Source organism: Autumnicola psychrophila (genome assembly GCF_031846645.1).
In the GTDB taxonomy this organism is placed as follows: Bacteria; Bacteroidota; Bacteroidia; order Flavobacteriales; family Flavobacteriaceae; genus Autumnicola; species Autumnicola psychrophila.
In genome coordinates this window covers 553096-572119 of the sequence record NZ_JAVRHN010000001.1, presented here as the reverse complement: position 1 = coordinate 572119, position 19024 = coordinate 553096, and the positions used below count along the sequence as shown (strand labels likewise).

General features: G+C 38.7%; 19 protein-coding genes. 6 read left to right on the top strand and 13 right to left on the bottom strand.

What is annotated here, in order from left to right:
• Window positions 1-67: 67 nt before the first annotated feature.
• The 7 genes from RM541_RS02385 to pyrH all read right to left on the bottom strand — a co-directional run bounded on the left by RM541_RS02385 (window position 68) and on the right by pyrH (window position 9131).
• The gene (locus RM541_RS02385; RefSeq protein WP_311498622.1) at window positions 68-934 is read right to left on the bottom strand and encodes an RluA family pseudouridine synthase; all 867 of its coding nucleotides are present in this window, start codon (window positions 932-934) and stop codon (window positions 68-70) included.
• Window positions 935-1014: 80 nt separating this feature from the next.
• A complete protein-coding gene (locus RM541_RS02380; protein WP_311498621.1) occupies window positions 1015-1143 on the bottom strand; it encodes a hypothetical protein in 129 nt (42 codons plus the stop codon).
• 98 nt (window positions 1144-1241) lie between these two features.
• The gene (gene asnS / locus RM541_RS02375) at window positions 1242-2684 is read right to left on the bottom strand and encodes an asparagine--tRNA ligase (RefSeq protein ID WP_311498620.1); all 1443 of its coding nucleotides are present in this window, start codon (window positions 2682-2684) and stop codon (window positions 1242-1244) included.
• Window positions 2685-2746: 62 nt separating this feature from the next.
• Window positions 2747-5167 (bottom strand): efflux RND transporter permease subunit, encoded by a 2421-nt coding sequence (locus RM541_RS02370; RefSeq protein ID WP_311498619.1) that lies wholly within the window; start codon window positions 5165-5167, stop codon window positions 2747-2749.
• Between the two features lie 75 nt (window positions 5168-5242).
• Window positions 5243-7714: a DUF5686 family protein gene (locus tag RM541_RS02365; protein WP_311498618.1), complete on the bottom strand. Its 2472-nt coding sequence runs from the start codon at window positions 7712-7714 to the stop codon at window positions 5243-5245.
• Between the two features lie 125 nt (window positions 7715-7839).
• The gene (frr, locus tag RM541_RS02360; protein ID WP_311495181.1) at window positions 7840-8394 is read right to left on the bottom strand and encodes a ribosome recycling factor; all 555 of its coding nucleotides are present in this window, start codon (window positions 8392-8394) and stop codon (window positions 7840-7842) included.
• Between the two features lie 29 nt (window positions 8395-8423).
• Entirely contained in the window at window positions 8424-9131 is a 708-nt protein-coding gene (gene pyrH, locus RM541_RS02355; RefSeq protein ID WP_311498617.1) for a UMP kinase, read from the bottom strand.
• Between the two features lie 199 nt (window positions 9132-9330).
• Between pyrH and RM541_RS02350 the strand changes: the two genes are divergently transcribed.
• Window positions 9331-10017: a zinc metallopeptidase gene (locus RM541_RS02350; protein WP_311498616.1), complete on the top strand. Its 687-nt coding sequence runs from the start codon at window positions 9331-9333 to the stop codon at window positions 10015-10017.
• A 71-nt stretch (window positions 10018-10088) separates the two neighbouring features.
• Here RM541_RS02350 and RM541_RS02345 read toward each other — a convergent pair whose 3' ends face one another.
• From RM541_RS02345 to RM541_RS02335, 3 genes are all read right to left on the bottom strand, one after another.
• Window positions 10089-10607: a ferritin gene (locus RM541_RS02345; RefSeq protein ID WP_311498615.1), complete on the bottom strand. Its 519-nt coding sequence runs from the start codon at window positions 10605-10607 to the stop codon at window positions 10089-10091.
• A 91-nt stretch (window positions 10608-10698) separates the two neighbouring features.
• A complete protein-coding gene (locus RM541_RS02340) occupies window positions 10699-10902 on the bottom strand; it encodes a hypothetical protein (protein ID WP_311498614.1) in 204 nt (67 codons plus the stop codon).
• 153 nt (window positions 10903-11055) lie between these two features.
• Window positions 11056-11526 carry an Lrp/AsnC ligand binding domain-containing protein gene (locus RM541_RS02335; protein WP_311498613.1) on the bottom strand — a complete coding sequence of 157 codons (471 nt, stop codon included), beginning with the start codon at window positions 11524-11526 and terminating at the stop codon, window positions 11056-11058.
• A 270-nt stretch (window positions 11527-11796) separates the two neighbouring features.
• On the opposite strand from RM541_RS02335, the gene RM541_RS02330 reads away from it, so the two are divergent.
• Window positions 11797-12192, top strand: a complete 396-nt coding sequence (locus RM541_RS02330; protein ID WP_311498612.1) for a DUF423 domain-containing protein — start codon at window positions 11797-11799, stop codon at window positions 12190-12192.
• Between the two features lie 133 nt (window positions 12193-12325).
• Here RM541_RS02330 and RM541_RS02325 read toward each other — a convergent pair whose 3' ends face one another.
• Window positions 12326-13072, bottom strand: coding sequence for a uroporphyrinogen-III synthase (locus RM541_RS02325; protein WP_311498611.1), 747 nt, complete (start codon window positions 13070-13072; stop codon window positions 12326-12328).
• A gap of 15 nt (window positions 13073-13087) precedes the next feature.
• A complete protein-coding gene (locus RM541_RS02320; protein WP_311498610.1) occupies window positions 13088-13753 on the bottom strand; it encodes a DUF4271 domain-containing protein in 666 nt (221 codons plus the stop codon).
• 104 nt (window positions 13754-13857) lie between these two features.
• On the opposite strand from RM541_RS02320, the gene RM541_RS02315 reads away from it, so the two are divergent.
• The 3 genes from RM541_RS02315 to RM541_RS02305 are packed head-to-tail and all read left to right on the top strand — an operon-like array spanning window position 13858 to window position 16467.
• Window positions 13858-14589, top strand: coding sequence for a polyprenol monophosphomannose synthase (locus RM541_RS02315; RefSeq protein WP_311498609.1), 732 nt, complete (start codon window positions 13858-13860; stop codon window positions 14587-14589).
• Complete coding sequence (locus RM541_RS02310) at window positions 14589-15932, top strand: dihydroorotase (protein WP_311498608.1); 1344 nt, start codon at window positions 14589-14591, stop codon at window positions 15930-15932. Before RM541_RS02315 ends, RM541_RS02310 begins: the two co-directional genes overlap by 1 nt.
• A gap of 1 nt (window position 15933) precedes the next feature.
• Window positions 15934-16467 carry a DUF4296 domain-containing protein gene (locus RM541_RS02305; RefSeq protein WP_311498607.1) on the top strand — a complete coding sequence of 178 codons (534 nt, stop codon included), beginning with the start codon at window positions 15934-15936 and terminating at the stop codon, window positions 16465-16467.
• Window positions 16468-16469: 2 nt separating this feature from the next.
• Here RM541_RS02305 and RM541_RS02300 read toward each other — a convergent pair whose 3' ends face one another.
• The gene (locus tag RM541_RS02300) at window positions 16470-17480 is read right to left on the bottom strand and encodes an NAD-dependent epimerase/dehydratase family protein (protein ID WP_311498606.1); all 1011 of its coding nucleotides are present in this window, start codon (window positions 17478-17480) and stop codon (window positions 16470-16472) included.
• Between the two features lie 80 nt (window positions 17481-17560).
• On the opposite strand from RM541_RS02300, the gene tyrS reads away from it, so the two are divergent.
• Window positions 17561-18856: a tyrosine--tRNA ligase gene (gene tyrS, locus RM541_RS02295; RefSeq protein ID WP_311498605.1), complete on the top strand. Its 1296-nt coding sequence runs from the start codon at window positions 17561-17563 to the stop codon at window positions 18854-18856.
• The last annotated feature ends 168 nt before the right edge of the window (window positions 18857-19024 follow it).

The window sequence follows — 19024 nt, the reverse complement described above, 5'->3', positions numbered from 1 at the left end:
ATTACAAAAATAAGAAAAACAAAGCTATACTTGCTTTGGCACAGTACATGTTTGTGGTAAATTTTTGTTAAGGAGTCTGCGCCAGAGTTTTTATTTTTAAGAATTTCTTCGGAAGTGGAAGTTCTACATCCAACATTTTTTCATTAACCGGATGCTTCAATTTTATTCCTATTGCAGCTAAATACAGGCCTTTAAATTTTTGCTGAATTTCTCCTCCGTACTGCCTGTCCCCAACGATCGGAAGTCCATTTTGGGATAAATGAATCCTGATCTGGTGTGTTCTTCCTGTTTCCGGAAATACTTTTAGAAGCGAGTACTCCAAATTGTCATTACTGAAATATTCCTGAACTTCAATTCGTGTAACTGCAGGTTTATTTTCAATTTGTGAGTCGAAAATTGCCAATTTTGGGGCTCGACCCGTGGTACACGCCAGATAAGTCTTCTGAATTTCCTTTTTCTGAAACATTTCCTGAATTTTAATAAGTGCCGGTCTTGTTTTAGCACAAATCAGGATTCCGCTAGTGGGATTATCGAGCCTGTGGGCAGGTAAAGGGGCAGGAAGAGCACTCTTTTTAGCTGAAATTTGCAAATTAAAGGGCAGTGCGTTCTCAACAGTCTTAAAATAGTTGCCGCTGGTAGGAATGCCTGAAGGTTTATCGATAATTGCCAAATCTTCATCTTCATATAAAACTTCCAGTTTTAGAGTGAAGATCTTTTTTTTACCATTTTCGGCCTGTAGTAATTCGATTTTCTGTCCCTCTGTTACCCAGTCGGATGTACTTGCGGGTTTGCCATCGAGCAGGATTTCTTTTCGTTTAATAGCTTTTTTAATACCGCTTCGGGATGGAATGGTTTCAAAAATAGAAACTGCATATTCCTGTAATCGAATTTCATCATCAATTGCAGGAACTATATGCGTTTCTAAAATTTTCATGGTGATCGATAGGTTATAAAGCACAAACCTCACAGGTTTTCAAAACCCGTGAGGTTTTATCACAATTCAGGTTCTATGGCTTAAAATGGATTGTTCCAACCGTCCAGAGCTGCATTTACAGTAAAAATGATAAACCGGACTATCACATACACGGAAAATACCAATCCAATAATTTCCAAAATACTTAGGGATTTGATCTTCTTCATCATTGCAGGTTGTTTCAGTTATGGAAGATAAAAAACAAACCTCACAGGTTTCTGAAACCTGTGAGGTTTTTTATGTTATTCTCTAAAAATTTACTTTTCTTCTAAAATTCGGCGTTTTGAGGCGTTCTCGGGAATGGGATTACGTCGCGTATATTGCTCATTCCGGTTACGAACAGTACCAGTCGTTCAAAACCTAATCCAAATCCGCTATGTACACAGGTACCAAATCTCCGGGTGTCAAGATACCACCAAAGTTCTTCTTCGTCTATTCCCAAAGCCTTCATTTTATCCTGAAGCACATCCAGGCGTTCTTCCCGTTGTGAACCACCTACGATTTCCCCAATTCCGGGGAAAAGGATATCCATGGCTCTCACGGTTTTGCCGTCTTCATTCAGGCGCATGTAAAAAGCTTTGATATTGGCCGGATAATCAAACAAAATTACCGGGGATTTGAAATGTTTTTCTACTAGAAAACGCTCGTGTTCACTTTGTAGGTCAGCACCCCACTCTTCAATAATATAATTAAATTTCTTCTTTTTGTTTGGCTTGGAATCTTTTAAAATATCAATCGCTTCGGTATAACTTACGCGCTTAAAGTTGTTATCGAGCACAAAATGAAGTTTCTCCAGCAAGCCCATCTCACTTCGTTCGGCTTTTGGTTTTGCTTTGTCCTCATTAGAGAGACGCTGATCCAAAAATTCCAGGTCATCCTTGCAGTTTTCAAGAACGTACTTCAATACATATTTTATAAAATCTTCAGCAAGATCCATATTGCCGTCCAGGTCGCAAAAAGCCACTTCCGGTTCTATCATCCAGAATTCGGCTAAGTGGCGGGAGGTATTGGAATTTTCAGCTCTAAAAGTAGGTCCGAAAGTATAAATCTGGCCCAGGCCAAGTGCGAAAGTTTCTCCTTCCAGCTGTCCCGAAACGGTCAAATTGGTTTCTTTTCCGAAGAAATCTTTTTTGTAATCAATAGAACCGTCTTCCTTTCTCGGCGGATTCTCGAGATCAAAATTGGTTACTTTAAACATTTCGCCTGCACCTTCAGCATCGCTTCCGGTGATAATTGGCGTGTTTACATAATGAAAATTATTCTGCTGGAAGTAGCTGTGTACCGCAAAAGACAGTTTGGAACGCACCCGCATCACGGCACCAAAGGTGTTTGTACGTACTCTCAAATGCGCCTGTTCACGAAGTTTTTCAAGACTGTGGCGTTTGGGCGAAAGTATGGTAAGTTTTACTTCTTCGGGGTTGGCATCGCCGAAAATCTCAACTTCGTTCACGTCAATTTCTACGCGTTGCTGACTTCCGGCACTTTCTTTTAAAGTTCCTTTTACGCCAATGGCGGCGCCAACAGTGATCCTTTTCAGGATGTCTTCATCGGTATTTTCAAAATCTATAACGCACTGGAGGTTATTAATTGTTGAGCCGTCGTTTAACGCAATAAAGCGGTTACTTCTAAAGGAACGTACCCATCCTTTTACCTGAAATTCCTGTAAAAACTGATTGCTGTCCAGTAATTCAGCAACTTTTGCCTGTGTCATTTAATTAGATTTAGATGGCAACAAAGATAAATTTTCCGTTGTTGCCTGCAAAGCTTTGATTTTTAATATTTGTTGTTATTCTCCTCCCTGGTAATTTCGTCATCATCTTCAGAACTTTCTACAATATTAATTGCCGGTTCTTTCATAATCTCCTTGTTGGCAATGCTTTTTTCCAAAGAAAGCAGCAAAGAAGGGAGAAGTAACAGGTTGGCGAGCATGGCAAAAAGTAACGTTGCAGAAACCAAACCGCCAAGGGCCACTGTTCCGCCAAAACTGCTTATCATAAACACTGAAAAACCGAAAAATAAAACAATGGAGGTGTAGAACATACTTACGCCGGTTTCTTTTAATGCAGCATAGACCGATCTCTTAATTTTCCAATTATTGGCCTTTAATTCCTGCCGGTATTTTGCCAGGAAGTGTATGGTGTCGTCTACAGAGATACCAAATGCGATGCTGAAAACAAGAATTGTTGAAGGTTTTATGGGGACTCCAAGAAAACCCATCATTCCTGCCGTGACCAGTAGCGGTAACAGGTTTGGCACCAACGAAATAAGAATCATTCTGAAGGATCTGAACATCCAGGCCATAAGGATTGCAATTAAAAATATGGCGAGTGAAAGCGACAATACGAGATTTTTTACCAGGTAATTCGTTCCTTTTTGGAAAATTAATGCTTTTCCGGTAAGGGAAACATTATAACGTTCTTCAGGAAATATTTTGTTGATTTGTGGCCAAAGGTCTTCTTCAATTCCCTCCATTTCCTCGGTACCAATGTCCTTCATAAAGGTCGTGATTCGGGCATATTGCCCTGTGGAATCTACATACGTTCCCAGCAGATTTTCTGTTGAAGACATTCCCTGTATATACGGCATGATAAAATTCTGTTCTTGCGAACTCGGTAACTGGTAATACTTTGGATTTCCATTGTAGTAGGCCTGCTTTGAATATTTTACCAAACGGACTACGGAAAGTGGTTGTGAAAGTTCGGGAACTTCAGCAATCAAATTTTCCAGCTTTTCCATTCTTTTTAAAGTGGAAAGCTTCATGACACCCTGTTTGCGCTGCGTATCAATGTAAATTTCCAAAGGCATTATTCCGTCAAATTCCTCTTCAAAGAATTTTATATCCTGAAAAAATTCCGCTTCCTGAGGCATATCTTCCAGCAAACTTCCTGAAACTTTGATATTGTAAATACCAATGATGCTTGCGGCAAGTAATATCACTGATACGATATAAATCGTAATTCTGCGGTGCCTCACCATGTTTTCCATCCAGCCAACAAAACCGCCAATCCAGCGTTTGTTTAAATGCTTAAGGTGTTTGTCTTTCGGCAAAGACATGTAGCTGTAGATAATTGGGATTACCAGCAGGCAGAGGAGAAAAAGTGCAAGAATATTTATGGAAGCTACAACACCAAATTCTTTTAACAATGTACTATCTGTTAAGATAAAGGTAGCGAATCCTGATGCTGTGGTCACATTGGTCATTAAGGTAGCATTTCCAACCTTCGTAATAACCCGCTGCAGGGATTTCGCCTGATTTCCATGCTTCTTGATTTCCTGCTGATATTTATTGATCAGGAAAATACAGTTTGGTATTCCAATAACGATGATTAGCGGCGGAATAATCGCAGTTAGAATGGTGATCTCGTAGTGGAGAAGACCAATTACCCCAAACGCCCACATTACTCCAATACAAACGGTAATCATGGAAATTACTGTAGCCCTTATAGAACGAAAGAAGAAAAAGAAGATCAGGGAAGTGACCAGCAAAGCGGCCAGCAGGAACATACTTATTTCGTCTATGATGTTCTGCGAATTGAGCGTCCTGATGTAAGGCATTCCGGAAACCCGGATGTCCAGATCATACTCTTCATCAAATTTTTCCAGAAGCGGAGTCAGTTCTTCAAGAACAAAAGTTTTTCTATCTTCAGAATTGACAATGTCTTTATTAATATATAGTGCAGATTGAACCGTATTGGAGTTGGCACTGTAAACCAGGTTTTCGTAAAACGGAAGGCTATTGAACAATTCGTCCTCATAATCCTGCAGCTGCTCCTCTCCGGGATTTTCCTCTTCAATAAAAGGAACCATTTCAAACCGGTTGGGATCGTTAAATTTTTCCAGTGTTTGCAGATTGCCCAGGGAGAGTACGTAATCGACTTCCGGAAAATTTTCCAGGCTGTCGTTAAGTTTTGTCCATGCCTCAAATTTTTTCGGAGTAAATAAAGAGGAATCCTTAACAGCAATAACAATTAAATTTCCTTCTTCTCCAAATTTGTCCAGGAAGTCATAATAAACCTGATTTATTGGATGATCATCTGGCAGTAGGTTGGCTTCAGTATAAGAAAAGCGCATGTTTTTCCACTGCGTGGCTAGAGCTACGGTAACCCCGAGAATAATAAAAATTATAATTAGCCTGTTTCGCAGAATAAGCCGCGCTACGGAATTCCAGAAACCAAAGCTGAATAATTTAGACATGGTGAGTTTTTAAAGGACGGCAAAGTTAGAAAAAGCTCAGCTAATTACTGCTTTTTGAGGCGGTAAAGTATAAACCTATAACGGTAATGCAAAAGTGAACTTAAAGGAAAAGTTTTCTCTGAAGTCCGGGAGGTGATAAGCTCCAAATCTATATGCCGCGCTAAGACCGAATCCGAGGAGAATATTGTTTAGCTCCACACCGGCTTCAGAATAACCGTGCTTTAGCGTTTTAAATTCTGCAAAAGGATGATTGTCAATATCTTCAAAATTACCAATGGCAAACCCGGAAAACATGACAAGCTCAGGTTTGAAGCTGCGAGTGATGTAAAATGGGCGTAGTTGATGTCTTATGTGAAACATGGCCTGCCTGTCACTAAAGAATTCATTAAAATACATGGTTTCGAAAGCGGTCCTGCCAGCCACCGCAAACCGATTCAGGATTTTTGGTTCATTTACATTGTTGGGGGAAGTATGAAAAACATGTGTAAGCGGAAGATCACCAAAGGCATAATTAGCTTCAAAAATAAATTCTGTCCTGGACTGGTCAAGCTGGCTTATTTCATGCTCCACCATAATTCCGGCACGTGTAAAAGTGAAATCCCCACCGGCAATTCCTTCTACTGCCTGGGAAACCTGTGCAGTTAATCGTGGAAAACCTCTTTCCAGCAGGACATTTTCTTCAGGAGTATGGAGAAATCTGCTAAACGGCCGCCATAAAACAGAAAAAGTAATTTCGGAAATATCATATTCCGAATAAAGTTGTCCGTTATGCAAATAGCTGTATTCAAAACTCTCGTTCATGGAAATGCGGCTATTGCTTAACAGTAACTCTGAAGTCGTGTAGGCGTTGAAACGGTGCTCCAACCCTGTACTTAAAGTTCTATGGTTAAAATAAGAGGCAATATTGCCAAAGCGCGGTCTGAAGAGTGAAAATAAATCTACCTTTTTGCGGTATTGAAAAGCACCAAATTCCCGTATATCATCTGTGTAATCAATATTCAAGTTTGTTCCTGAAGATTTGTCGAGATAGATTTGGGTTCCAATATTATACTTAAATTTTTTATCCCTTAGCCCATAAGCGCCATACCCATGAAGATTAAAGCGGTCTGATAATCTATCGTTGGTTCTGCCTCCCAGGCCCAGCCGCCAGCCTTCGTGACCATTGGAAGAATAAAAAGCACTTATGTTAAAATCCCAAAAACTAAGGGGATAATTGCCATTTGATAGCGCCTGTTTCACCTCAATCCTACGTTCTACATTATTGGCCTTTACAATACTATCCACATATTGGGCGGCATTTTTATCACGATAAGTAAAAGGCTCCTGCCGGTTAGTTTCCCAAAAAGACTCCGGCTGTTCACCAGCTTCGGGGGGAACTTCTACACTTGCGGGATTTCGTTCCAAATCCCCGGACGCTTCAAAAATAACATCATAATTGGTAGAGCTGGAAGAAAGAACAGCATCTGGGCGCACCTCTCCAGAGCCAAGAACCCGGTTGATAATATTATCGCTTCGCTGCAATGTCCCGACAGATATCACTCCCCCAAAAACAGCAATATCCTTATCTCCCGAGCCGGGACGTATAGTGGTGGTCTGTCTTTCCGGAAACCAGATTCCTGCTTCATCATAATATTTATAATGATGGTTTACCTCCAGTTTTATAGCGCCTAATAATTGTGCTTTTGCACGCTGTATCGCATAGCTGGAAACGTCCAGGTATAAAATTCCCTCCAGGCCTGCGACTGTTTTCTCACGTTTTGGTTCAAAGTAAATTACATAAGCCGGATGGTCTGTAGTTGTGGTGTCGAGAATTTTAAAATTGTAATTTTTAAGGGCATTATCTGCCAATGGTCCTGCATAATCCGTCTGGAATAGCTTATAATCCTTTTTGTATAAAGAATAAGGATTGGCTTCCAGCGAGAGCATTTCGTAAACCGGCTCTTTAAAACCTGCAGTTTTCAGGCCCAGGATTGTTTCTGTTCTTCCTATTTTCTTCTGAAAAGCTGTTTTTGATATTTTTTCTGAAAGGTAGGCTCTGGCAGTATTGATAATCGTTTCAATCTCGAGATTTGTAGTGTCGGTTTCCAGGTTTACAGCGTCAGATTGGTTGTCGATAAGAAATTTAGTGTAGGTTTTATGCTGAAAAGCCTCCAGTGCCTGCTCGGGATCATTCTGTTCCCTGGCTGCAATTGCCATTTTGATGATACTGTTTGCAGTATTTTCTTCGGAAGAAATAAATACAGGATTGAGATTTTCTACGGAAGGTTGCATTTTCACCACAACGTATTTTATAGCATCTGAAATTTCCACATTCTTGCTAAGAAAGCCTACATAAGTGATTTTTAGCTGAATTTGATCCTCCTTATAAGTAATCTCGAAAGAGCCGTCAATGTTTGTCATCACATTCCGGTCATCTCCATAACTTATGGTTGCAAAGGGAAGCGGTTCTCCGTTTTCTGCATTAACAATTTTTCCTGAAACCTCATTTTGAGCTGAAAGGCTGAACAATGAGAGCAACGGGAGAGCAAAAATCAGAAATTTGTGCATATAAAATTTTTTCTTCTGAAGATACTATAAATCTACAGTAGCCACTAAAATAAAAATTGCCAAATTAAGTCTCCCAAAGCGGCAGGCTGAATTTGGCAATTTTCGTCAAAGAGAAATTTTGAACGCTATATCGTCATAATTTCTTTTTCTTTCACAACCAGAATTTCATCAATTTTGGTGATGTGATTATCAGTAAGTTCCTGAACATCTGCTTCAGCACTTTTCAGCAAATCTTCAGAAATATCTAATTTTTTAAGATCGTTGTTAGCAGATTTCCGGTCGTTCCTTACGCCAATCTTCGCATCCTCGGCTTCGGCTTTTGCCTGTTTTACAAGCTGGGTACGACGTTCCTCTGTTAATGGCGGAACATTTATAATTACACTTTCCCCATTGTTCATGGGATTAAACCCAAGATTGGCCTGCATGATCCCTTTTTCTATTTCGGGGATAAGTTTCTTTTCAAAAGGCTGAACAGAAATAGTACGGGCATCTGGTGTAGAGACATTTGCAACCTGGTTTAAAGGTGTTTTTGCACCGTAATATTCTACAAGGACTCCGCCTAACATTGCCGGGTTTGCTTTACCTGCACGAATATTGAGCAACTGCTTTTTTAAGTGCTCAATGGCTCTGTCCATTCCTTCTTTCGTACTATCTATTATAAAATCAACTTCGTCTTCCATTTTTAGTAAACTTTTATCTTTCAGGTGAATTACAAATTAACTATTGTGCCTATTTTTTCACCCGTAGCCACTTTTATGAGGTTTCCGGGAGTGTTCATATCAAATACAATTATTGGTAGCTCGTTTTCGTGGCTGAGCGTAAAAGCGGTGGTATCCATCACTTTCAGGCCTTTTTTAATTACATCTTCAAAGGTAATGTAATCAAATTTGGTTGCTTTTTTATCCTTTTCAGGGTCTGCGGTATAAATTCCATCAACCCTTGTTCCTTTTAAGATAATATCGGCATGAATTTCTATTGCTCTTAAAACTGCTGCGGAATCTGTTGTGAAGTAAGGATTCCCGGTTCCTCCACCGAAAATCACCACTCTTCCTTTTTCCAGGTGACGGATTGCTTTTCTTCTGATAAAAGGTTCTGCAACTTCATTAATTTTAATGGCAGATTGCAACCTTGTCTGGATTCCTGCATCTTCAAGAGCGCTTTGTAAAGCGAGCCCGTTAATAACAGTAGCAAGCATTCCCATATGGTCTCCCTGTACGCGGTCCATGCCTTTGCTGGCGCCGGCAACTCCTCTGAATATATTTCCACCACCAATTACTATTGCTACTTCTATACCTTTATCGGTAACAGATTTTATTTCTTCGGCATATTCTGCCAGCCTTATAGGATCTATGCCATATTGGCGTTCTCCCATTAAAGCTTCTCCCGATAATTTTAGAAGTATTCTCTTGTAATGCATAGTGAAAGGTATAAATTATTGATGCAAATATAGATAATATCTTACTTTGAGAAATAACATAAATAGAAGGAATCTTACTTCTGAAGGAAATATTTATAATAATTAAATGCTTTTATAAATTTGGAATGGCAGAGAGCTGCTGCTGTAAGTATTGGCGAGGTTTTTGCTATCTTTGATTAGATTTAAAAATTATAAAACGATGTTTGGATATTATATAATTGCTGGTTTGATATTTATTGTGAGCATGTATGTGAGCAATAAATTGAAGAGTAAATTTAAAAAGTACTCTAAGGTTCATCTGCAGAACGGGATGAGCGGTAAGGAAATTGCCGAAAGGATGTTATATGATAATGGCATTCATGATGTAAAGGTAATTTCAACACCGGGGATGCTAACAGACCATTACAACCCGGCTAAGAAGACCATAAATCTTAGCGAAGGTGTATATACCCAACGCAATGCAGCAGCGGCTGCAGTTGCGGCTCACGAATGTGGTCACGCTGTTCAACATGCAAATGCTTATGGCTGGCTTAAAATGAGAAGCCAGTTAGTGCCGGTAGTGAGCATTGCTTCAAGATTTTCACAATGGGTAATCTTTGGTGGTCTAATGTTGATGGCTACCACTGCCCTGGGAAGTACTATTTTGCTTATAGGAATAATTATGTTTGGTATGGGAACGCTGTTTAGCTTTGTAACGTTACCGGTAGAATATGATGCGAGCAAGCGTGCACTTGTATGGTTGGAAAATGAGAATATGTTGAGCTCTCAGGAGCATGAGGCGGCAGAAGATTCCCTCAAATGGGCTGCAAGAACTTATGTTGTTGCTGCAGTAGGTTCTTTGGCTACTCTGCTTTACTTCCTGAGCATTTATATGGGAAGAGATTAAGAAAACAAAATAATTTATAATGAAAAAGGCTGCTTTTGGGCAGCCTTTTTTTTGTGTTAAGTTTTTCGTTTTTATTCGCGAATCTGTGGAATTCTTTCGTCAATAAATTTTAATGCTAAACCTTCAGTGCCCATTAAATCAAAAAGTTCCAAGGCCCTTCTCATGGTTTGCTCCTCTTCGGCCTGTTCGGTGACAAACCAAAGTAGAAAATTTTCTGTATTGAGATCCTGTACTTTGCGGCATTTATAAACAATATTGTGTATGGATTTGGTGATGGTAATTTCCTGATCCAAAGCTACTTCAAAAATTTCCTGTAGGGAATTATAATCGTGTACTATGCCCTGGACTTCAGGAGAATAGGCAGTACCTCCGTTATCATTAATAAATTTGAAAATCTTCAGCATGTGTTCACGCTCCTCTAAAGATTGATCGTAGAAAAATTTCGCGCTGTTAGTTAAAGCATTATGATCACACCAGGAGGCCATAGCTAGATATGCAGAAGAAGAATGTGCTTCTTTTTCTATTTGTTTATTTAGAAGGTCCATGATTTCTACATGGATGCTCAGCTTTTGTCTTACAAGATCTTTCATATTGTATTTTAATTAAAAATACGAAAAAGCAGACGAGAATACTAATAGGATGGAAATTTAGAAGCAGTCTAAATCTGGTTGTAATATTGCACTAAACGGGAGTGTTTAAAAGGGAGTTGAGTTCCAGCATTCCGAAAGTTCCGTTTACAAGCTCCTGAAGGTCTAGTATTTCTAGCGTGTCAAGAATAAAAATATGTTCCCTGTTGCAAAGCATTAAAATTTCAATGCCGCTTTTGTTTTCACCATTAAAATGATTTTCAGGATTTATTTTTTTCACCTGCTGCCGAAATGCCAAAAGCTGACAAAAGCTTAATTTTACCGTTTTATGATTAAAATCAACATAAAAACAGCGGCCTTTGTCGCACTGGTATGAAGAAAAATGTCGGGAAGTGTACAGTAGCTTCATTGTAGAGCCAAAACTAATTCTTATTTAGAATAAATACAAATATTAAATCTTAATCTGTCGATTTATTTGCTGATTAAGGGAAATAAATGTTTCTGTTCTGGAAACTCCTTCAATTCCCTGGATGTTTTTGTTAAGTACCTGCATAAGATGCTCGTTGTCTTTACAGAGAATTTTGAGAAATATAGACCAGTTTCCGGTAGTATAATGGCATTCTATAACCTCTGTGATCTCCCGAAGCTGGTTTACTGCTTTTGGGTTACTTACCGCTTTGTCCAGATAAACACCAACAAAAGCCATTGTTTTATACCCTAAAATCCGCGGGTCTATCATAAGCTTTGAGCCTTCGATTAACCCCGATTTTTCCAGTTTTCTAAGTCTTTGGTGTACGGCAGCGCCTGTTATGCCTATACCTCGTGCAATTTCCAGAATTGGTTTTTTTGCATCTTCCATTAGGGCGTTGAGGATCGTTTTGTCTATACCATCTATAACAACATCCTGATCAACAATTTTCATCTTGGCATCTTTTGATTAATTATCTAAAATAATAAATTTTGGTCAAAGTGTTAGCTAAAGTTTAAAGAACTCTATTAATGGCTAACCTGTGTGCGATTTTATATAAATAAGAGATAATTACATAAAATCTTCATTGATCTGCAAATACCTCTTGCTGTTCTATATCGTCCTTTTGTAGAATTCAGTTAAATTTACAGCAGTTATCAAGGATTAACCAGTCCGTGGTAAATTTATTGCCTGATGAGGGAAAGAACTTACTAATAATTAAGTATGGATAAAAAATTCCTGATTGCTGGAACATGTTTTGGATTGCTGGGTGTAATTACAGGAGCCTTTGCTACACATGGGCTGCAGCCACTTCTCATGGATGCTTCTATGAAATCTTTTGAAACGGCTGTAAAATATCAGATGTACCACGCACTGCTTTTGCTTCTTTTGGGAGCCAATAATTTCCTGACACCTAAATTACGGGATTTCATTTTTTACCTGTTCGTTTTTGGGATAATTTTTTTCTCGGGTTCTATATATTTACTCGCGACAAATAATCTTACCGCCCTGGATTTTAAGAGTATTGCCCTTGTCACTCCTTTTGGAGGTAGCCTTTTAATCGTTGGTTGGGGTCTAATGCTGCTAAGCATTTTTAAGTTTAAGAGGGAGAAGGTGTGAAGATATAAAGCACAGGTCGAAAATGAAAGTTTTCGATAACTCGCCAAAAAGATGTCAAGTTATGCGTAGCTACGGTTAAAAAAATCCGGTATTTCAAAAGAAGTACCGGATTTTATTTATTCATCAGAAGAATTTATTTTTTATTCATCCGAGCGATATATTTTTCTAACGCCATCGTCATCGAAGGAGTTTCTGCGGTAGGAGCTTTAATGTTTACTGTTAAACCATGTTCTTTTGCGGCCTTAATAGTAGTGTTTCCAAAAACCGCTATTCGCGTCTCATTCTGTTTAAAGTCAGGAAAATTCTCGAAAAGGGATTTAATTCCGCTAGGGCTAAAGAAAACAAGAATATCGTAAGTGACATCTCTTAAATGGGAAAGATCGCTCACTACAGTCTTGTAGAAAGTTGCTTTTTTCCAGTTAACTCCAAGCTTATTCAAAGTCTTGGGAACATCCGGCTTTAACATATCTGAAGAAGGAAGTAAAAAATTCTCATTTTTGTACTTCTTGATTAAAGGAGACAATTCTGCGAAAGTTCTTTTTCCTACGTAAATTTTTCGTTTTCTGTAAACGACGTATTTCTGCAGGTAGTAAGCAACAGCCTCACTTAAACAGAAATATTTTAGGGTATCAGGAACTTTATAACGCATTTCTTCAGCAATTCTAAAGAAATGATCAACGGCATTTCTGCTGGTCAGGATAATTGCTGTATGCTGGGTAAGATCTACTTTTTGTTGTCTTACCTCTTTAGAAGATACACCTTCAACATGTATAAAGGGAATGAAATCAATTTTTACTCGTTGCTTTTCTTCCAGCTCAAAATAAGGAGAATTCTCGACTTTTGGTTCTGGCTGAGAAATCAAAATTGTTTTCACTTTCATATATCTTTACTTTATTTAATCCCAGTTATTTGTAAACAGCTTGTATAAAATAATATAAGGGGCAATTTCGAGAGCGCAAAGGTACAAAATAAAATAAAACAAGTTTGACGAAATAATATTTTGATTTTGTCTGTAAATTATAACGAGGCTCAGAACATTGCTAAAAATTATAAATCCAGCTATAGCGTAAAGTATTGTGCGGGTAGGGGTAAAGGAATAGGTGAGCAGAATCACTGCCAGAAGAACAAAAAGAGAGATAAAGTTGCGGTACCCTAGTTTCCTAAAGAGGTAGTAATCTATTTTCTCATCAAGCGAAAAAACGTTTGCGATAATCTTTTCTATGCCCAACTTTATAAGTACAAAACTGGCGTAGGCGGTTGCAATACGTATATAAATAATAATGGCTTCTTCCTTTTCAACGTGAAAAAAGAAATCCAGTAGAATAAGCAAAAAAATGGAAACCGCGCCCATATTAACCAGGAACATCAATATGTTAAAAGGATGAAAAGCATGGTTCTCCTTTCCTTTAAACATCATAAATTTACCCGAGTTTAGCAGAGAGATAAACTCTCCAAACCGCTGTGGGTATGTCATTTTGATGATGGCCAGCAGTAGAATACAGACCAAAAGGATAAGTGTAATCCAATCTGAAGTATCTGCTTGTCTTTCTATTGCCTGCAAGTGGTGAATTTTTTACAAATGTATGATTATTGAAATAAAAACTTGACCGTAAATCCAAAGAAACGATTACATAAAATGCCTACATTTGTGCAAAATTTTACGGGATGGTAAAAGGGATAATTATTATACCCACCTACAACGAAATTGAAAATATTGAGCGCATAATTAGGAATGTGTTTTCCCAGCGACGCAAATTTCATATTCTGGTGGTGGATGATAATTCTCCCGATGGTACAGCAGCAAGAGTCCGTACCTTGCAGGCAGAGTTCGGAGATTCCTTATTTCTGGAAGAAAGGAAGGGGAAATTAGGACTCGGTACTGCTTATATTTTAGGGTTTAAATGGGCCCTGAATCGCCATTATAGTTATATTTTCGAGATGGATGCCGATTTTTCCCATAATCCTAATGATCTTATAAGGTTGTACAATACCTGTAAGAGGGATAATGCCGATGTCGCAATCGGCTCGAGGTATATAACCGGTGTGAATGTTGTTAACTGGCCAATGAACCGGGTACTAATGTCCTGGCTGGCCTCAAGATATGTTAGGTTTATTACAGGAATGAATATTCAGGATACCACTGCTGGTTTCGTTTGTTATAAACGGGAAGTGTTGGAAAATATCAATCTTGATAAGATTCAGTTTGTGGGTTACGCATTTCAAATTGAAATGAAATTTAAGGCCCATTTGTTAAAATATAGGATTGTGGAAGTGCCGGTAATATTTACAGATAGAACTAAGGGCACATCTAAAATGAGCGGCTCGATTATTTCTGAAGCTGTTTTTGGGGTAATAAATATGAAGATGAAAAGTCTTTTTAATAAGGTTGAAGTATAATGAAAAAGGTTTTAATAAAAAACGCCAGAATTGTCAATGAGGGTAAGATCAAAGAAGGCGATGTTTTTATAGAAGAAGGGATTATAGTAGAAATTGCTGAAAGTATAAGTGCCAAATCTCCCGATGTTATTATTTATGATGCAGAAGGGAATTACCTTTTACCGGGGCTTATAGATGATCAGGTTCATTTTAGAGAGCCGGGTCTTACGCACAAAGAATCGATTGAAACGGGTTCCCGTGCAGCAGTTGCAGGGGGTATTACTTCTTTTATCGAAATGCCCAATACCCTGCCACAAACCACTACTATAGAGTTGCTGGAAGAAAAGTTTCAGTTGGCAAAAGAATCTTCATACGCCAATTATTCTTTTATGTTTGGTGGCACTAACGACAACCTGGATGAAATTGTAAAGATAGACCCAAAAACTACTGCAGCTTTAAAGTTGTTCCTTGGCTCTTCTACCGGAAATATGCTGGTAGATAATGAAAAAGTGCTGGAGCAGATATTTTTGAAGTCTCCCCTGTTAATAGCAGCGCATTGTGAAGATGAAGAGACTATTCGTAAAAATCTTGAGGAATGTGTGGAACGTTATGGCGAGGATATTCCTATAGAATTGCACCCTAAAATAAGAAGTGCTGAAGCTTGTTATAAGTCTTCTTCCAGGGCGGTTGCACTGGCTAAGAAAACAGGGGCAAGATTGCATGTATTCCATGTTTCCACAGCAAAAGAAATAAGCCTGTTTAGTAATAAAAAACCTCTGAAGGATAAAAAAATCACTGCTGAAGTTTGTATACACCATCTATGGTTTAATGATTCAGATTATGCTAAAAAGGGAACTTTTATTAAGTGGAATCCTGCAGTAAAAACAGAGAAGGATCAGCAGGCACTCCTACAGGCAGTAAAAGATGACCATATAGATGTTATTGCGACAGATCATGCTCCCCACACCCGGGAAGAGAAGAAAAATGTATATACCAAGGCTCCTAGCGGAGGTCCCCTGGTACAGCATGCATTACCGGCTTTACTTCAGCTTCATCATCAGGAAAAAATTAGTCTGGAAAAAATTGTTGAAAAAATGTGCCATAATCCCGCTATACTTTTTCAGATCAAAGATAGGGGGTATATAAGGGAAGGATATAAAGCAGATCTTGTACTGGTAGATTTAAACGCTCCCTGGGCTGTACAGCCAGATAACACTGTTTATAAGTGCGGTTGGTCTCCTTTTGAAGGAACAACATTTAAATCCAGGGTCACACATACATTTGTAAATGGTCGCCTGGTATATAAAAACTTTAAACATCAGCCTTTTTCCAAAGTTGCAGAACGTCTAACGTTTGATAGATAAAATGAAAAACATTCTGTTATTTTTTCTTGTTGTAATTCTTTTTTCTGGCTGCCGAAATATTGAGCGGACAGAGAAACCTGATGACCTGATAGGGGAAGAAAAGATGGTAGATGTACTTACAGAACTTGCTATTTTGCAATCGGCAAGGAATTTAAACAAGACAGTGCTTGAAGATGCCGGTATAAAACCTTACCAGTATATTTATGAAAAGCACGATATAGACAGCCTGCAGCTGGAGCGCAGCAATGATTATTATACCGAAAATTTCACGACTTATGAGATTATTTTTGAGCGTGTAAGAGATCGGCTGCAGCGTGTTAAAGAGGCGCGTGATTCTATCCAGCAAGAAGAAGAACGAATACAGGATTCTATTTCCAAACTGGATTCTGTTGCAGCACAGGACTCTATTCCAAATGATTCATTGAGAGACTCTATAAGGAGACAGGATTCTATAAATGATGTGCGGGATATACGGCGTAGAAATTTTATTTCCCGGGACAGCCTTATTTCATCCAGGGAGGATAGAAGAAGGTAAAATCAGGACTCTTTCAAATAAATTTTTCCGGTTTCCCTGATACTTACTGATAACGGCTGAAACTGAAAACTAAGATCGTTCTTTATTTTTTTATTACTGAAATGCCACTCGTCATAAAGGGATTTTTTGGAAGCTCTGCTAAGCTGTTTTTTAAATCCAAAAATACTTCCAAAGCTCTGAAATATCCAGGCCAGCAAAATCATCCATTTCTTTAATTTCTTTCGGGGTGCGGGTTTATTAATACTTGCCGCCGCTTCTTTAAAGACATATTTAAAATTTCGGTTTTCAGAAACAAGAATAAACTGTTCATTTTTAATTTCTGAAGCCATTAATTGCTGCATGGCTTTCACTACATCCTTTACATCTACAAACCCTGTGATTTTCGGAAAATAATAATTGAATCCTTTATCTAATTTTCGGAAAATAGGACCAGACCCCGCATTCCAGAATCCGGGGCCAATAATTATTCCGGGATTGACAATTACCGCGTCAACACCTTCCTGTGTTCCGCGCCAAACTTCAATTTCAGCGCCGTATTTTGAAATTGCATAATCGCTATGGTTCTCTTCAGGATTCCAGGGGGTTTTTTCAGTAATTTTATTACCTACCAGGGGTTTTCCGAGGCTGGCCGTACTACTTACATGGCAAAGTTTTTTAACCGAATTCGAAATACAAAGGTTTACAACATTTGCTGTGCCCGTAATATTTATTTGTCGGAGTTTGTTGACATCGCCCGAATCAAAAGAAATAAGGGCCGCACAGTGGTAAACAAAGTCAACCTCTGAAAATGCCAATTTTAAGGCCGGAATATTCAGTATGTCCGCCTTAACCCATTCAATAGTATTAAAAAGTTTTTTTGCTTCCGCAGAAGAAACATAATAGGAGAAAACTTTCTCCACCGTCTCAAGATTACTGCTTTCTCTATGGATCGCGCGGATTTTCTCTCCCGATCTGGCGAGATCCAAAAGTAAATGCGAACCCACAAGGCCCGTTCCTCCGGTTACTAGAATCATGTGGTAAATATAGCGAAACCACTTAGGAAAAATAACAGTTTATGGTATCTTTACGGCTGTTTTTAGAAGACTTAGAGACCATGAACAAAAATTTTGTAGAAGAACTTACGTGGCGCGGAATGTTACATGACGCAATGCCAGGAACCGAAGAACATTTAATGGAAGAAATGCGTGCTGCCTATGTGGGAATAGATCCTACCGCAGATTCGCTTCATATAGGTCATTTGGTAGGCGTGATGATGTTAAGACATTTTCAGCTTTGTGGACATAAGCCTTACGCCCTTGTTGGCGGTGCTACCGGGATGATTGGCGACCCTTCAGGGAAATCTGCAGAGCGTAATTTACTGGATGAGGAAACGCTACGTCATAACCAGGAAGCTCTAAAAGCGCAATTATCGAAATTCCTGGAATTTAAAGGGGATGCAGAAAATACGGCAGTTTTGGTAAATAACTATGACTGGATGAAGGATTTTTCATTCCTGGCTTTTATACGTGATGTTGGTAAACACATTACTGTTAATTACATGATGGCGAAAGATTCTGTAAAGAAAAGGCTGTCTTCTGATGCTGCCGAAGGAATGTCTTTTACAGAATTTACTTATCAAATGGTACAGGGGTACGATTTTCTTCATCTCTTCAGGGAGCACCAATGTACTTTGCAGATGGGGGGAAGTGACCAGTGGGGTAATATTACCACAGGAACCGAACTTATAAGAAGGATTGGGAACGGAAAAGGCTATGCCTTAACCTGTCCTTTAATAACAAAAGCCGACGGGACGAAATTTGGCAAAACCGAAGGTGGAAATGTATGGCTGGATCCGCAGCGTACGTCTCCCTATAAATTTTACCAATATTGGCTAAATACCAGCGATGCTGATGCTGAAAAGTATATAAAGATTTTCACTTTTTTAAGTAAAGAAGAAATTGATGATTTGGTTCACAAACATACTGAAGCTCCTCATCAAAGGGAACTTCAAAGGGTTTTGGCCAAAGAGGTGACAATAATGGTTCATTCTGAAGAAGATTACGACAATGCCGTTAAAGCTTCTGAAGTTTTGTTCGGAAAAAGTACAGCTGAAGACCTTAAAGGTTTAAATGAAGCTACTTTTCTGGATGTTTTTGAAGGAGTGCCACAAGCTGAAATAGCCAGAACAGAAATTGAAGCTGGTCTCGATATGATCGCTGCCCTTGCTGCAAAAACAGACTTTCTCAATTCTAACGGGGAAGCCAGAAGGGCTTTAAAAGAGAATTCTGTTTCTGTTAATAAAGAAAAAGTAAAGGAAGATTATGTAATTACAACTTCAGATCTTCTCAACAATAAATATGTTATTCTAAATAAGGGTAAAAAGAATACGTACATAATAAGAGTGGTATAAAATGCAAATCCCTCTGTCACGTAGGGGTGTACAGAGGGATTGCAACTAACTAACCAACCAATTTATTATGAAAAAACCAACTAACCTGTAAGAGAGGAAATTCTATTTCACTTTCTCACATATATTAGGTCGAAAAACCTTCTTTACATTACATTATTCTACATAAAA

Bases quoted from the DNA above. Each gene is read 5' to 3' on its own strand.
- RM541_RS02385 (WP_311498622.1), bottom strand. From the start codon at position 934: ATGAAAATTTTAGAAACGCATATAGTTCCTGCAATTGATGATGAAATT.
- RM541_RS02380 (WP_311498621.1), bottom strand. From the start codon at position 1,143: ATGATGAAGAAGATCAAATCCCTAAGTATTTTGGAAATTATTGGATTG.
- asnS (WP_311498620.1), bottom strand. From the start codon at position 2,684: ATGACACAGGCAAAAGTTGCTGAATTACTGGACAGCAATCAGTTTTTA.
- RM541_RS02370 (WP_311498619.1), bottom strand. From the start codon at position 5,167: ATGTCTAAATTATTCAGCTTTGGTTTCTGGAATTCCGTAGCGCGGCTT.
- RM541_RS02365 (WP_311498618.1), bottom strand. From the start codon at position 7,714: ATGCACAAATTTCTGATTTTTGCTCTCCCGTTGCTCTCATTGTTCAGC.
- frr (WP_311495181.1), bottom strand. From the start codon at position 8,394: ATGGAAGACGAAGTTGATTTTATAATAGATAGTACGAAAGAAGGAATG.
- pyrH (WP_311498617.1), bottom strand. From the start codon at position 9,131: ATGCATTACAAGAGAATACTTCTAAAATTATCGGGAGAAGCTTTAATG.
- RM541_RS02350 (WP_311498616.1), top strand. From the start codon at position 9,331: ATGTTTGGATATTATATAATTGCTGGTTTGATATTTATTGTGAGCATG.
- RM541_RS02345 (WP_311498615.1), bottom strand. From the start codon at position 10,607: ATGAAAGATCTTGTAAGACAAAAGCTGAGCATCCATGTAGAAATCATG.
- RM541_RS02335 (WP_311498613.1), bottom strand. From the start codon at position 11,526: ATGAAAATTGTTGATCAGGATGTTGTTATAGATGGTATAGACAAAACG.
- RM541_RS02330 (WP_311498612.1), top strand. From the start codon at position 11,797: ATGGATAAAAAATTCCTGATTGCTGGAACATGTTTTGGATTGCTGGGT.
- RM541_RS02325 (WP_311498611.1), bottom strand. From the start codon at position 13,072: ATGAAAGTGAAAACAATTTTGATTTCTCAGCCAGAACCAAAAGTCGAG.
- RM541_RS02315 (WP_311498609.1), top strand. From the start codon at position 13,858: ATGGTAAAAGGGATAATTATTATACCCACCTACAACGAAATTGAAAAT.
- RM541_RS02310 (WP_311498608.1), top strand. From the start codon at position 14,589: ATGAAAAAGGTTTTAATAAAAAACGCCAGAATTGTCAATGAGGGTAAG.
- RM541_RS02305 (WP_311498607.1), top strand. From the start codon at position 15,934: ATGAAAAACATTCTGTTATTTTTTCTTGTTGTAATTCTTTTTTCTGGC.
- RM541_RS02300 (WP_311498606.1), bottom strand. From the start codon at position 17,480: ATGATTCTAGTAACCGGAGGAACGGGCCTTGTGGGTTCGCATTTACTT.
- tyrS (WP_311498605.1), top strand. From the start codon at position 17,561: ATGAACAAAAATTTTGTAGAAGAACTTACGTGGCGCGGAATGTTACAT.